Annotated in this window: 15 protein-coding genes; 8 read left to right on the top strand and 7 right to left on the bottom strand. The window is 67.9% G+C overall.

Translation table 11 applies throughout. The annotated features are described in order from the left end of the window. Positions 1-10 precede the first annotated feature (10 nt). Positions 11-667: a hypothetical protein gene (locus V7Q42_RS04790; RefSeq protein ID WP_333822800.1), complete on the bottom strand. Its 657-nt coding sequence runs from the start codon at positions 665-667 to the stop codon at positions 11-13. Between the two features lie 140 nt (positions 668-807). Between V7Q42_RS04790 and V7Q42_RS04785 the strand changes: the two genes are divergently transcribed. The 3 genes from V7Q42_RS04785 to V7Q42_RS04775 all read left to right on the top strand — a co-directional run bounded on the left by V7Q42_RS04785 (position 808) and on the right by V7Q42_RS04775 (position 3333). Next, entirely contained in the window at positions 808-1137 is a 330-nt protein-coding gene (locus V7Q42_RS04785) for a DUF6949 family protein (protein ID WP_333822799.1), read from the top strand. A 196-nt stretch (positions 1138-1333) separates the two neighbouring features. After that, positions 1334-2701, top strand: coding sequence for a methyl-accepting chemotaxis protein (locus tag V7Q42_RS04780; RefSeq protein WP_333822798.1), 1368 nt, complete (start codon positions 1334-1336; stop codon positions 2699-2701). A gap of 104 nt (positions 2702-2805) precedes the next feature. Beyond that, the gene (locus V7Q42_RS04775; RefSeq protein WP_333822796.1) at positions 2806-3333 is read left to right on the top strand and encodes a gamma carbonic anhydrase family protein; all 528 of its coding nucleotides are present in this window, start codon (positions 2806-2808) and stop codon (positions 3331-3333) included. Positions 3334-3834: 501 nt separating this feature from the next. Here the strand turns inward: V7Q42_RS04775 and V7Q42_RS04770 are convergent. Continuing rightward, positions 3835-4449 (bottom strand): PilZ domain-containing protein, encoded by a 615-nt coding sequence (locus tag V7Q42_RS04770; RefSeq protein ID WP_333822795.1) that lies wholly within the window; start codon positions 4447-4449, stop codon positions 3835-3837. An 87-nt stretch (positions 4450-4536) separates the two neighbouring features. Continuing rightward, positions 4537-5232 (bottom strand): PAS domain-containing protein, encoded by a 696-nt coding sequence (locus V7Q42_RS04765; RefSeq protein ID WP_333822794.1) that lies wholly within the window; start codon positions 5230-5232, stop codon positions 4537-4539. A gap of 320 nt (positions 5233-5552) precedes the next feature. Between V7Q42_RS04765 and V7Q42_RS04760 the strand changes: the two genes are divergently transcribed. After that, positions 5553-6248 (top strand): rhomboid family intramembrane serine protease, encoded by a 696-nt coding sequence (locus V7Q42_RS04760; RefSeq protein ID WP_333822793.1) that lies wholly within the window; start codon positions 5553-5555, stop codon positions 6246-6248. Positions 6249-6475: 227 nt separating this feature from the next. Further along, entirely contained in the window at positions 6476-6907 is a 432-nt protein-coding gene (locus tag V7Q42_RS04755) for a CBS domain-containing protein (protein ID WP_333822791.1), read from the top strand. A 176-nt stretch (positions 6908-7083) separates the two neighbouring features. On the opposite strand, the gene V7Q42_RS04750 is transcribed toward V7Q42_RS04755, so the two are convergent. The 3 genes from V7Q42_RS04750 to folE all read right to left on the bottom strand — a co-directional run bounded on the left by V7Q42_RS04750 (position 7084) and on the right by folE (position 9480). Continuing rightward, complete coding sequence (locus tag V7Q42_RS04750) at positions 7084-8064, bottom strand: patatin-like phospholipase family protein (protein ID WP_333822790.1); 981 nt, start codon at positions 8062-8064, stop codon at positions 7084-7086. 144 nt (positions 8065-8208) lie between these two features. After that, on the bottom strand, positions 8209-8694 hold the full coding sequence (gene hisI, locus V7Q42_RS04745; protein ID WP_333822789.1) for a phosphoribosyl-AMP cyclohydrolase: 486 nt from the start codon (positions 8692-8694) through the stop codon (positions 8209-8211). 156 nt (positions 8695-8850) lie between these two features. After that, positions 8851-9480, bottom strand: a complete 630-nt coding sequence (folE, locus tag V7Q42_RS04740; protein ID WP_333822788.1) for a GTP cyclohydrolase I FolE — start codon at positions 9478-9480, stop codon at positions 8851-8853. 211 nt (positions 9481-9691) lie between these two features. On the opposite strand from folE, the gene V7Q42_RS04735 reads away from it, so the two are divergent. Continuing rightward, positions 9692-10123 carry an iron-sulfur cluster assembly scaffold protein gene (locus V7Q42_RS04735; RefSeq protein ID WP_333822787.1) on the top strand — a complete coding sequence of 144 codons (432 nt, stop codon included), beginning with the start codon at positions 9692-9694 and terminating at the stop codon, positions 10121-10123. Positions 10124-10155: 32 nt separating this feature from the next. Here the strand turns inward: V7Q42_RS04735 and V7Q42_RS04730 are convergent, their stop codons facing one another. Continuing rightward, the gene (locus V7Q42_RS04730) at positions 10156-10782 is read right to left on the bottom strand and encodes an HD domain-containing protein (RefSeq protein ID WP_333822786.1); all 627 of its coding nucleotides are present in this window, start codon (positions 10780-10782) and stop codon (positions 10156-10158) included. Here V7Q42_RS04730 and yidD point away from each other — a divergent pair. Together yidD and V7Q42_RS04720 are read left to right on the top strand one after the other, a co-directional pair. Then, positions 10781-11245, top strand: coding sequence for a membrane protein insertion efficiency factor YidD (gene yidD / locus V7Q42_RS04725; protein ID WP_333822784.1), 465 nt, complete (start codon positions 10781-10783; stop codon positions 11243-11245). The genes V7Q42_RS04730 and yidD overlap by 2 nt on opposite strands. Before the next feature lie 196 nt (positions 11246-11441). Then, a partial coding sequence (locus V7Q42_RS04720) for a threonine--tRNA ligase (RefSeq protein ID WP_333822783.1) occupies positions 11442-12675 on the top strand: 1234 nt, incomplete at its 3' end.

The raw sequence follows: 12675 nt of genomic DNA, 5'->3' as shown, positions 1-12675 counted from the left end.
GCGCCGTCGCTCAGCGCACCTCCACGCCCCAGTCGGCGAGACGGCCGTCGAGGGCGCCGTCGATCTCGCGCCACCGTTCCAGCAGTGTCACGGGGAAGCGCAGGGTGACGATCAGACTGCCGTGGACGACGTCGCGCAGGCACATCTTCGGCGGTTCTCCGGCGGTCAGCGGGAAACAGCGGGCGACGAAGGGGCGCACCGCACCCGGCTCGAGCCAGATCATCTCGTCGGCATAGCCCGATTTCGGCGACAGACGGCGGCCCTGGAGGCCGGTGGGTCCCTCGAGCGGATCGCCGATGAAGAAGCGTGCATAGACCGCCGCGAGGCGGGTGGCGCTGTCCCAGGCGTCGCGGCGCGGCTGCAGCGTCAGATGGACGATGTCGGGGGCGTAGTCGGGTGTGTCGAAGCGGGCGGCGGTCGCCTCGGTGCGGCCTGCGAGTTCGGGCCAGGAGAGGGCGAGGTCGACGCGGGTCTGCGGTCCGGCGACGCGCTGGCCGGCGAAGCGGATGGCGTTCGCGGGAATGGTCAGCGGCCGGCCGCCGAGTTCGATGCGCACCGGAGTGGGCGAGGTCTCCGGCCGTCCGGCGCCGTCGTCGCGCCACATCGCCACCGCGACCAGGGCGGCGGCGGCGGCGAGGCCGATCAGGACCAGGGTCCGCAGCGACATGCGATTCCCCCCGTTTGGCGGTGATGTCCCGAATTAACCATCAGGGCAGACTTGGCAAGCCGGAAGCCACGCAGGTGCTGCGACGGCGGGCGCGACATGCTATTCGTTAAGAAAGCGTAAACGGGTTCGGGGCATTCGCCATGTTGTTCGAATTGGCCATCGCCGCCTATGCCGCGGCCTGCGGCTTCGTGGCGGCCGGAGTCCTCGCCTCGCTCTACCAACTGGTGACCGATCGACCGGCGCGGTTCGCCATCGATCTCGAGACCATCGGCAAGGGTCTCGCCGGCATCCTCCTGTGCGCTTTCGCCGGCCCCTTCATCATCATGCGCAACGCCATTCGCGGCCGTACGATCGAGAACCGTCCGGTCGGCTGGCTGGTCGCCTCCACCGCCATCGCCACCGGGTGGAGCCTGTGCTCCGGCATCGTCGTGGTGCAGTTCGCGTTGGCGATGCGCGCGGGCCTGATCTGAGCGTGGGGTGACGCAAGGTCGCAGCGGCCGATCCGAAGCCGGCGACGAAGGCCCGGAGGGCGGTGAAGAACCGCCGGGTCTTCTGATTCGGAGATGAATCCACCACCGTAAAGAAACCAATCCGAAACGTTTTTGTTCAGGAAGCCTTAAGATAGTCCGTTGAGATTTCAGGCGTCCCCGCGAGCACGAGGTCGCCATGTTCTTCTCTTCCCGCGTCAAGGCCGAAACCCCTGTCGAAAAGCCGGATGCGCCCGCCTTCGAGGTCATGGCGTTGGTGACCGGTCTGGCCGCGGTGGCGGCGCGCCGCGAGGTGCCGACGAACGGTCTGCCGCCGATGGTGACGGAGGCGATCCGCAGCCTCGACACCGCACTGGCGACCCGGGATCGGTCGATGCTGGAGAGTGCGGTCGCCTCGTCGATGAAGGCGAGCGAGGCGATGGCGGCGACGGCACGGATCACTGGCGGCGTGCGCGAGAGTTCGGCTCAGGCGCAGGTCATGGCGGCGGGGGTCGAGGAACTCACCGCTTCGATCGGCCAGATCGCGTCGACGGCGGAAGCGGTGTCGATGTCGATGGATCAGGCGGCGCGTGCGACCCGGGAAGGGGTGGAGGCGACGCGGGCGGCGACCGACGCGAGCCTCGCCATCGGCTCGTCGTTCGAACGCATGGATACGGCGGCGGATCATCTGAAGGTGGCGGCCGAGCAGATCGGCACCTTCGTCGCCACCATCGAGGGCCTGGCGCAGCAGACCAATCTCCTGGCGCTCAACGCCACCATCGAAGCGGCGCGCGCCGGTGAGGCGGGACGCGGCTTCGCGGTGGTGGCGCAGGAGGTCAAGACGCTCTCGGGCCAGACCCAGAAGGCGACGGACGACATCCGCGCCCGCATACAGCGGCTCGAACAACATGTCGCCGAACTCACCGAGAGTATCCATTCGGTGCGCGACCTCGTCGAGGTCGCGGCGGCGCGCTCCGACGGCGCGCGCGAGCGCATCGACACGGTGCGGGCGGCGGTGGAGGACGGAGCGGGTCGCATGCGCGAGATCGCCGGTCTTCTCAGCGAGCAGAGCGCGGCGGTGGGCGAGCTCTCCACCGGCATTCTCGCCATCGAGCGTCACACCTCCGAAGCCTCCGAACATGCGGAGGAGGTGATCGTGGCGGTGGGGTCGTGCGAGGCGACGATCGAGCGGCAGTTCACCGATGCGGAAGCGTACGATGTGCCCGATCTGGTGCTGCACCGGGCGAAATCGGATCACTTCATGTGGAAGAAGCGGCTCGCCGAGGTGTTGGTCGGCCTGAAGTCGCTGAAGCCGGAAGAACTCTCCGATCACCGCCACTGCCGCCTCGGCAAGTGGTACGACGCGGTCACCGACGAGGCGATCCGCCGCCATCCCGCCTTCGTGCGGATGTTGCCGATCCACGAAGCGGTGCACGTCAACGGCCGCCTGGTCGCCGAACTCGTCGCCGGGGGCGACAGGGTCGGGGCGGCTCGCGCCTATTCCGAGATGGAGACCGCCTCGGGCCGGGTGGTGGAGTGTCTCGACGAGCTCATCCGCCGGCGCTGAGCAGGTCTCTCCGTCTCCCGTCGGTCTTGCCAAGGTCGATCGAGATCGTCTTCTTGGGGGCGACGAAGCCGCTTCGGTGAACGACGCGGCGAGGAGGCGACGACATGGCGATCTTCGAACTCGACGGGATCCGGCCGGAATTCCCCGACGACGGGGCGTGGTGGGTGGCGCCGAGCGCCGATCTCGTCGGCCGGGTGCGGTTGAAGCGCGACGCGAGCGTCTGGTTCGGTGCGGTGCTGCGGGGCGACAACGAGTGGATCGAGATCGGCGAACGCTCGAACATCCAGGATCTCTCGGTGCTGCACACCGACATGGGCTTTCCGCTGACCATCGGGCCGGGCTGCACCATCGGTCACAAGGTGACGCTGCACGGCTGCACCATCGGCGCGAACACGCTGATCGGCATGGGCGCGACCATCCTCAACGGCGCCAGGATCGGCGCCAATTCGCTGGTCGGCGCCGGGGCGCTGGTCACCGAGGGCAAGGAGTTTCCGGACAATTCGCTGATCGTCGGATCGCCGGCCAAGGTCATCCGCACCCTCGACGAGAACGCGGTGGCGCGGATCTCGGGCTCGGCCGAGGTCTATGTCCGCAACGCCCGCCGCTTCGCCGAGGGACTGAAGGCGGTCTGAGGCTTCCTCGCCGATCTCGATCGCTCCGCGAGCACCGACAACGAACAAGGCCGGCGCCAAGGGCGCCGGCCTGTTCTGCGAACCCGATCCACTGGGGACGGGGAGGGTGGGGACGCGACCGGGTTCGCGAAACGGATGCCATCCTCGTTCTGTCCGGCCGGTACGGGGACCGGCGGTTCGGTCGGCGGGTGACAGGGGGCTTTCTTCCGCCGTCGATGGGATCAATCTGACAGAGGCGACTTTCGCCGCGGTCAAAGAAGCCGTTCGACTTCGAGTCGAATTTTCCGACAATTCGCATCGAATGCGACCGATCCCCCGGCGTGGTCCGAAAGCCACACGAAAACAATGGCTTGTGCCGGAAGATCGGGAGGCTGCGGCTTCCGCGACCGATCGACCGTTTCCGGAGAGGGTTAGGGAAGTTCTGCGGCGATCGCAGAAATTCGGGGGAACGCGAACGGCCGGCCCGATGGGCCGGCCGTCGCGCTCTCGTCGGCGAGAGGATCAGGAGAAATAGGACTGCAGCGTCTCGCTGGAGTGGACGATGGCGAACTCGATGGCCACGCCCTCGTCGAAGCGGCGGACGATGCGGCCGCGCATGACGCCGAGCGACACCGGGGTCCCGACGGCGGGCTTCGGGTCGATCTGGACGGCGGCGCCGGAGGGCGAGACGTCGAGGATGCGGCAGCGCAGCTCGGTGCCGTCGGGCAGAACGAGTTTGGCGAAGGGATTGCGCGGCACGAAGCGCTCGTGGCGGCGATCTTCGGGCAGATTGAGGATGTGGCGGTTGGCGAGCCAGGTGAGCTGGGCGGCGAGCTTGTCGCGCTTCCTCGCCGACATGGTCATGTTCATGGCGAAGCCGCCGTCGATGAGACGGACGAGGCGGCCCTCGATGCGGCCGATGTGGTCGACATAGGCGACGACGCGCTCGCCGACGCGTCCGACCACCGGCACGACCATCGCCGCGCCGCCGGGGGACATGTCGATCACCTGACAGGTGAATTCACGCCCGTCCTCGAGCATGCAGCGGCCGAGGAGGTTCACCTTGACCCGCTGGTGCATACGCCGATCGGCGGCTTTGGCCGGCGCGACGACGAGGGGCTTTCGGGCAAGTGACATCTGAAACCTCGAGGACCATCAACTCGTCCCCGAGACTAACGAGGGTTGGTTAATCGGACGTTGCCCGAACGGAACATCGCCTCGCGTTCAGTTGTTTTTGCCACCGTCGAGAACGACGAGGTGACCGACGCGGCGGTTGGGGTGTCCCGTCCAAGGATGGAGCGGGATCGGGCGGACCGGAACGCCGGGCCGCGGCGTGGCCTCGGAGCGCGGGGCGGGCGGGGCGGTATCGACGACGGGGATCGCTTCGATATCGAGGTCGTCGCCGCGCCGCAGGAAGGTCGGGCGTTCGTCCGGCCAGATGAGGCGGAGGCTGGAGATCGTCTGGGACAGGATCGGGTGGATGCCGATCCAATAGGGATCGCTCATCGGCGCGAGAGAGCCGAGGATGCGGGTGTAGCCGCCGCCCTTCTGGCGGATCGGCAACAAGAGGATCTCGCAGGCGAGGTCGCGGTCGTGGGCGGAACGGCCGCTCATGCCGACGACGGCGGCGGCGGCGTCCTGCGAGACGGCGGCGAGCAGGGTGGCGATCGCGTCGCGGTCCTTGCCTTTCCAGAAGGCGAGGAAGTCCTTGCCCTTCAGTTCGCGCCCGTAGAGCGCGCAGACCCGGGTACCGGCGAGACGGAAGCGATAGTCGTCGCGTGACGCCACCTCGAGGATGAAGGTGTCGCCGAGGATGCGGCGGATGTCGGAGGGCTCGATCTCGGTACGCTCCGGGGCGGGGCGCGAACCGCGTAGCCGCTGCCAGTAGTCGTAGAGTTCACGTGTCGACGGATGTTTCATGACCCCGAGCCCCATTCTCGTTCCTGATCGAGCGCCCCGTTTCGGCACGATCGGCCTCTTCCGGGACGTCCACGCCCGGTGATCGGGCGCTGGTGGAGACGCCGCTTTTCCGGGCTCGTCGCGGCATCGGTCGGAAAGACCGTGCCGAAATGGGACCGAAAGGGGCGATGCGTCTTCATTCTTCGTCAAGAAATGCCAATTCCGTGCCGGCCTCGGACGCGCCGAAACGAGACGTGGACTTCGGCCGCCGGTGCGGGCACCCTGCGCGCGTCGGACGCTTCGCCGGAGCGGGCGCCGGCGAGAGGGACGAGAGGTCGGGTTTGGACAATCGCAGCCGGAGCGCCACGAGAGAGCCGATCTTCGACCTGCCGGGCGTTCTGGTCGGGCTCGTCGGGCTCCTCCTCGCCGTGCATGTTCTACGCAGTTTCCTGTCGCTCGAGAGCGACGACGAGGTGCTGCTGCTCTTCGCCTTCATCCCGGCGCGCTATCTGCCGATCATCGATTGGCCGATCTATCCGGGGGGATGGGGGGCGGTGGTGTGGACCTTCGTCAGCCACGCCGTCCTCCACGGCGGTTGGGCGCATCTCCTCTTCAATTCGGCGATGTTGGCGGCGGTCGGCCGACCGGTCGCGCTGCGGCTGGGGGCGCTGCGCTTCCTCGTCCTCGTGCTCACGTCGGCGGTCGGCGGGGCGATGGCCCACCTCGTCTTCGAGTGGGGGTCGCAGGCGCCGATGATCGGCGCTTCGGGCGTCGTCTTCGGCGTCTTCGGCGCAGCGTTGCGCTTCATCTTCGTGCCGGCGTGGCAGCCGCTGCCGTCGATTCGATCGGCGCTGAGACTGCCGCGGGTGCAGCGTTTCATCCTCGCCCTGGTGGCGATGAACCTGCTCCTCGTCGTCGTCGGCACCGCGCCCTTCGGCGGTGACGGCGAAGGGACGGTCGCTTGGGCCGCGCATCTCGGCGGTTTTCTCGTCGGCTTCTTCGCCTACGAGAAATTCGAGCGGCCGTGGCGGAGCTGAGCGTCGAACCGCGTCGCTGCGACCGGCGGGATCGACGGTCGGGCGAGCGATCGAAACTCGTCCCTAGTAGGTTCGTCGAGGTGGCGCACGGGCGGCTTGCGCATGCCGTCGGGTGGAAGCATCATGACCATCGAGCCTGCGGCAGAATGACACGAATCCGATCCTCGAGGTCGGCGCCGCACCGGTCGAACAGCCACGACGAACACGAGATCTCGGGAGGATCCGCCATGACTGTCGCCGCCATTCTTTCGCAGAAGGGACGCCAGGTCGTCACCATGGGGCCGAAGCAGGCCCTGCGTGAGGTCTGCGAGACCCTCGCCACCCACAAGATCGGCGCGGTGGTGCTGATCGATGCGCACGGCCGCATCGCCGGCATCCTGTCGGAGCGCGACATCGTGCGGGCGCTCGCCGCGCACGGCGGCAAGGCGCTCGACGAAGCGGCCGAGGACTACATGTCCGCCAAGGTCGTGACCTGCAACGAAACCGAGACGACCGATCAGGTTCTTGGTCGGATGACCGCCGGTCGCTTCCGCCACATGCCGGTGGTGCGCGAGGACCGTTTGATCGGCCTCATCTCGATCGGCGACGTGGTGGCGCGGCGCATCGAGCTGGCCGAACGTGAAGCGGCCGAGATGCGCGCCTACATCGCTTCGACCTGAGGCGGGGTGGCGGATCGATCCGAGACGCCGATTCCGAAGTCTCCGAGAAGTGCCTGTAGGGGCGTACTTTTTCGAAGAGCGAATTGCGACGACGAGGAGACGCGCGCGAGGAGACCCGCGCGCGTCTCTTCATGTCGGCGGTTCCCCGCCGGCGACCGCGCCGCCCCAGGGGGAGGTCAGCGGGTCATCTCCGCCACGAGCGAGCGGATGTCGGCGACGGCGCGATCGGTGGCGGTGGCGCCGATGTCGATCGCCTCGTCGGCGCGATGGAAATCGAACAGGCCGATGTGACCCAGCCGCGGCGCGATGGTGACGTCCGGCGGATCGCCGGCGAGGCGCGAGCGGGTGATGCGGTCCTGGATGATGTTGAAACTCTCCATCATCACGCCGGTGAGGCCGGGGCGACCATCATCGCCGTCGAAGAAGCGGCGGAAGAGGCCGCGGCCGACGCGGTCGGCGAGGCCCTCGTGGCGAGTGTCGTTCGCCGCGGCTTCGGCGCGCAGCGTCTGGACGACGGTGCCGTGGGCGAAGGTGTCGGTCGACAGATTGACCGCGATCACCAGCTCGGCGCCGAGCGCCCGGCACACCGAGACCGGCACCGGATTGACCAGGGCGCCGTCGACGAGGATGCGGCCGGCGACCCGCACCGGTTCGAAGACGCCGGGCAGGGCATAGGAGGCGCGCAGTGCCTCGATCAACCGGCCGGAGTTCATCCAGATCTCGTGGCCGGTGGCGAGCTCGGTGGCGACCGCGGTGAAGGGGCGCTTCAGGTCTTCGACACGGATGTCGCCGAGACGTTCGGTGAGGAGGTTGGCGAGGCGGGAGCCGTCGATGAGGCCGGAGCCGCCGAATCGGAGGTCGAGGAGGGAGAGCACCCGGCGCGGGGTGAGCTCGAGGGCGAAGGTCTCGAGACAGCCGAGCCGGCCGGCGAGGTCGCAGGCGCCGACGACGGCGCCCATCGAGGTGCCGGCGACGACATCGGGGACGATGCCGGCCTCGTGCAGCCGGCGGACGACGCCGATCGCCGCCCAGCCGCGCGCCGCGCCGCCCCCCAGCGCGAGGCCGACCTTCGGTCGTCGCAACCGCTCGCGGACCCCGATCTCGTCGTGTCCGACCGCATTCGCGCCGAAGATGCGCCGTGTCACGCCCTCGAGCATGTGATCCTCCCGGATCTCGCCTCAGGACGGCATTCTCAATCGATTGAATCGAATAAAATGTGAACTTTCGTGCCGGCGCACGGACATGGTGAACGAACGGTTGACGGTCGGCGTCGATGCCACGCGTCGCCGGGATCCCGGCGTTCAGCCCTTCGAATGGTCGTGGCCGCAGCCGTAGACCGTTTCGGGGTCGAAGGCGGGGTCGGTCTCGACGAAGTCGAGGCGGGTCTCGGGGGTGAGAGCGGTCCCCACCGGCACGGCGCGGTAGAAGCAGGAATGGAAGCCGCGGTGGCAGGAGGCGCCGTGGCCTTCGACCTCGACCTCGAGCAGCACCGCGTCCTGATCGCAGTCGACACGCAGGCGGCGGACGAGCTGGCGGTTGCCCGAGGTCTCGCCCTTGACCCACAGGCTCTTGCGTGACCGGCTCCAATAGGTGGCGACGCCGGTCTCGATGGTCTCGGCCAGGGCTTCGGCGTTCATGTGGGCGAGCATCACCACGTCGCGGGTTCGCACGTCGACCACGACCGCGGTGACCAGGCCGCCGGCGTCGAAGCGCGGCGCCAGGATGCGGCCCATCTCCTGGGCGTCGTGATCGGGGAGGGCGGCGAAGAGCGGGGTGATGTCGGTCATGGCGGATGGTTAGGCCGGGGCGGGTCGGCGGTCAACGGCGATGGCGCGGGAGGAGACCCGCGTCGGAGGGAAACCGTCACCCGTTCCGGCTCCGCCGAAAAAGAAAACGCCGGCCTCGCGAGGGGCCGGCGTCGTCGTCGGAACGGGTGGCGCGTCTCAGCGCATGCCCTTGACCATCATCATGAAACGGGCCTGTTCGGCCGGGTCGTCGCGGAAGACGCCGGTGAACTCGGTGGTGATGGTCGAGACGCCGGACTTCTGGACGCCGCGCATCGACATGCACATGTGCTCGGCGTCGATCAGCACCGCGACGCCGCGCGGTTTCAGATGGTTGTCGATGGCGTTGATGATCTGCGCCGTCAGGCTCTCCTGGGTCTGGAGGCGACGGGCGTAGACGTCGACGAGACGGGCGAGCTTGGACAGGCCGACCACCCCGGCGGAGGGGTAGTAGGCGATGTGCGCCTTGCCGACGAAGGGCACCATGTGGTGCTCGCAGTGCGAATAGAAGGGAATGTCGCGGACGAGGACGATCGAGCCGTAACCCTCGACCTCTTCGAAGACGCGATCGAGCACGTCGCTCGGATCGTCGCCGTAGCCACGATAGAGTTCCTCGAAGGCCTTGATCACGCGCTTCGGCGTGTCGATCAGACCCTCGCGGTTCGGATCGTCGCCGGCCCACAGGAGCAGGGTGCGAACCGCCGCTTCGGCCTCTTCGCGGGTGGGGCGGGCCGGCGGCGCGAGCTTCGCGCTGCCCGTCTCGCGACCGGCGTCGACGATGGCGTCCATCGATGATTTCTCCCGTGGGTCGAGCACGTCTTCCAAATCTACGGTTCCGTTCTGGTCGCGGATCACCGGACTTGGAGATCCCAGTGGGCGCGCCGGGTTCGACGTCGGTCGGCGTTGTGACGGTAACATGCGACGCCCCCAGATCCGTCCTATATAGTGCAAGCGGACGCATCCGTCAGGGGGCGACGTGTCACGGGACGGTGAAAGCGGAATGATCGACGACGTCTACAACAAGCACATCCTCGAACTCGCCGGCAACATCCCGCGGCTCGGCCGGCTCGACCACCCGCAAGGAAGCGCCACTGCGCACTCGCGCCTGTGCGGCTCGTCGATCACCGTCGATCTGGTGATGGACGGCGACCGGGTCGCCGATTTCGCCCACGAGGTCAAGGCCTGCGCGCTCGGCACGGCGTCCGCCTCGGTGCTCGCCCGCCACGTCGTCGGCGCCAGCGTCGGCGAGATCCGCGCGGCGCGCGAGGCGGTGCGCGCCATGCTCAAGGAGAACGGCGCGCCGCCCGAGGGCCGCTTCGCCGACATGAAATATCTGGAGCCGGTGCGCGACTACAAGGCCCGCCACGCTTCGACGCTGCTGCCCTACGACGCGACCATCGCGGCGATCGAGAAGGCGGAAGCGGGGGGCTGAGACCCTACGTTCGCCGGCCGCGCCTCGCGTCCTCACGGAATGTCCTCACGCTCGCCGTCGACACGGCCGTAAGCCGCTTCCGCCACCGCATGGGCCTCGCGGAAGAGGCGCTCGAGCAGCGGATCGACGGGCCCGCAGGCGTCGACCACGGCCTTCGCCCAGACGACGTAGTGGAGCAGGCGTTCCTGCGTCCAGCCGACCGGCGGGGTGCGCACGAGGGCGCGCAGGTTCGAGGTCTTGTCGGCGAGCTTGATCAGCTTGGCGTCGTGGTCGAGGTGCGGCGCGTGCTCGATCTGCAGCCACTTGCGACGGTCCTTCGACAGCGACTTGTCGTCGGTCACCGCCATGACGAGGTCGGCAACGCGCCGGCCGAACTCGGCCACCAGCTGCGCCTCGGTCACGTCGGTGTCCTCGACGGTGTCGTGGAGGAGGGCGGCGATCACCACTTCGAAGTCGCCGGGCACCTCGGCATGGGCGACGAGTTCGGCGACCTCGAGCAGGTGATTGACGTAGGGCTCGGCGTCGATGCCCTTCCTCTGCTGCGCCTTGTGGGCGCGGCCGGCGAAGTGGGCGGCATGGGTGAGGCGCGCGATGGCGTGCGGCGTCGTCGGGTGCGATGTCGCAGAAGGTTGGGCGGGGGTCGTCGGCGGGCTCGACATGACTTATGTGTTCCTCGTCTCGACGAGAAAACTGACGCGAACCAAGCGCATGTGCAATCGCTGTTCAGCCCCCCGCGGCTTCTACGCACAGGACGAACGTTCCGCCGCCGCCGACGGCGCGGCGACGGGCGGGCGCGTCCACAAGCCGATCCTGGCGGAATGGAGACGGCCGCACGTGATGCTCGCGCGCGCCCTGGTGCGCGGCTACCGCTACACCTTCTCGGCCTTCATGGGGCGCACCTGCCGCTATTTCCCGTCGTGCTCGGAATATACCGAGGAGGCGATCGAGACCCATGGGCTGTGGGCCGGGTTCTGGATCGGGCTCGCCCGGATCCTGAGATGTCACCCCTGGGGGGCATCGGGATGGGACCCGATCCCGGAGGAATTGCCTCGCGATTCCCACTGGTATATGCCGTGGCGCTACGGTCGCTGGACGGGTCGACACATCACGTCGTCGCACTGATGCCAAAGGCCGGAGGTGCTGGTGCACCCGGCCTTTGAAGACACGCGAATTTCTCATTCGCATCAGAGGCCTGAGAAATTCGCGTCAGGAATACCATCGGTCGTCTTCGACGCCCGACGGTATGGTCCCGACCGCACATCCCCCCTCGCTTACCCGGGTCGTTGCCGGGAGTGAGCCTCACGAGGAGCGCAGACGCATGATCTCGATCACCTTTCCCGATGGCGCCAAACGCGAGTTCGAAGCCGGTGTGACCGGTCTCGACGTGGCCACTTCGATCGCCAAGTCGCTCGCCAAGAAATGCCTCGCCATGGAACTCGACGGCGTCGAGACGGATCTCGGCGATCCGATCACCCGCGATTCGCGCCTGCGCTTCATCACCAAGGACGACGGCAAGGAAGCGCTCGAGCTGATCCGCCACGATGCCGCGCACGTCATGGCCGAGGCGGTGCAGGAGCTGTTCCCGGGCACCCAGGTGACCATCGGTCCGGCGATCGAGAACGGCTTCTACTACGACTTCTACCGGGTCGACGCCGCGGGCGCCCCGCATCCCTTCACCGTCGACGATCTGCCGGCGATCGAAGCCAAGATGCGCGAGATCATCGGCCGCAACGCCGCCTTCACCAAGGAGGTGGTGCCGCGCGAGGAGGCGAAGCGTCGCTTCGCGGCGATGGGCGAGACCTTCAAGGTCGAGCTGATCGACGCCATCCCGGGCGACGAGCCGATCAAGATCTACAAGCAGGGCCAGTGGTTCGACCTCTGCCGCGGCCCGCATCTGCCCTCGACCGGGCTCGTCGGCACCTCCTTCAAGCTGATGAAGGTGGCCGGCGCCTATTGGCGCGGCGACGCGAAAAATCCGATGCTGTCGCGCATCTACGGCACCGCCTGGACCAACGACAAGGATCTCGCCGCTTACCTCACCATGCTCGAGGAGGCGGAGAAGCGCGACCATCGCCGGCTCGGCCGCGAGATGGATCTCTTCCACTTCCAGGAGGAGGGGCCGGGCGTCGTCTTCTGGCACGCCAAGGGCTGGTCGCTGTTCCAGTCGCTGACTTCCTACATGCGCCGCCGCCTCGCCGACGACTACAGCGAAGTCAACGCGCCGCAGATCCTCGACAAGGTGCTGTGGGAGACCTCGGGTCACTGGGGCTGGTATCGCGAGAGCATGTTCGCGGTGCAGTCGGCCGGCGACGAGGCCGAGGACAAGCGCGTCTTCGCCCTGAAGCCGATGAACTGCCCGGGCCACCTGCAGATCTTCAAGCACGGGCTGAAGTCCTACCGCGAGCTGCCGATGCGTCTCGCCGAGTTCGGCGTCGTCCATCGCTACGAGGCATCGGGCGCCATGCACGGGCTGATGCGGGTGCGCGGCTTCACCCAAGACGACGCCCACATCTTCTGCACCGACGCCCAGATGGCCGAGGAGTGCATGAAGA

The organism is Pinisolibacter sp. (assembly GCF_036782435.1).
In the GTDB taxonomy this organism is placed as follows: domain Bacteria; phylum Pseudomonadota; class Alphaproteobacteria; order Rhizobiales; family Ancalomicrobiaceae; genus CALBKH01.
The sequence above is the reverse complement of the archived record's forward strand: the minus strand, read 5'-3'. Positions and strand labels throughout refer to the sequence as shown.

Bases quoted from the DNA above. Each gene is read 5' to 3' on its own strand.
- yidD (WP_333822784.1), top strand. From the start codon at position 10,781: ATGACTTATGTGTTCCTCGTCTCGACGAGAAAACTGACGCGAACCAAG.
- V7Q42_RS04730 (WP_333822786.1), bottom strand. From the start codon at position 10,782: ATGTCGAGCCCGCCGACGACCCCCGCCCAACCTTCTGCGACATCGCAC.
- V7Q42_RS04770 (WP_333822795.1), bottom strand. From the start codon at position 4,449: ATGTCACTTGCCCGAAAGCCCCTCGTCGTCGCGCCGGCCAAAGCCGCC.
- V7Q42_RS04780 (WP_333822798.1), top strand. From the start codon at position 1,334: ATGTTCTTCTCTTCCCGCGTCAAGGCCGAAACCCCTGTCGAAAAGCCG.
- V7Q42_RS04775 (WP_333822796.1), top strand. From the start codon at position 2,806: ATGGCGATCTTCGAACTCGACGGGATCCGGCCGGAATTCCCCGACGAC.
- V7Q42_RS04755 (WP_333822791.1), top strand. From the start codon at position 6,476: ATGACTGTCGCCGCCATTCTTTCGCAGAAGGGACGCCAGGTCGTCACC.
- V7Q42_RS04765 (WP_333822794.1), bottom strand. From the start codon at position 5,232: ATGAAACATCCGTCGACACGTGAACTCTACGACTACTGGCAGCGGCTA.
- folE (WP_333822788.1), bottom strand. From the start codon at position 9,480: ATGGACGCCATCGTCGACGCCGGTCGCGAGACGGGCAGCGCGAAGCTC.
- V7Q42_RS04735 (WP_333822787.1), top strand. From the start codon at position 9,692: ATGATCGACGACGTCTACAACAAGCACATCCTCGAACTCGCCGGCAAC.
- V7Q42_RS04785 (WP_333822799.1), top strand. From the start codon at position 808: ATGTTGTTCGAATTGGCCATCGCCGCCTATGCCGCGGCCTGCGGCTTC.
- V7Q42_RS04790 (WP_333822800.1), bottom strand. From the start codon at position 667: ATGTCGCTGCGGACCCTGGTCCTGATCGGCCTCGCCGCCGCCGCCGCC.
- hisI (WP_333822789.1), bottom strand. From the start codon at position 8,694: ATGACCGACATCACCCCGCTCTTCGCCGCCCTCCCCGATCACGACGCC.
- V7Q42_RS04750 (WP_333822790.1), bottom strand. From the start codon at position 8,064: ATGCTCGAGGGCGTGACACGGCGCATCTTCGGCGCGAATGCGGTCGGA.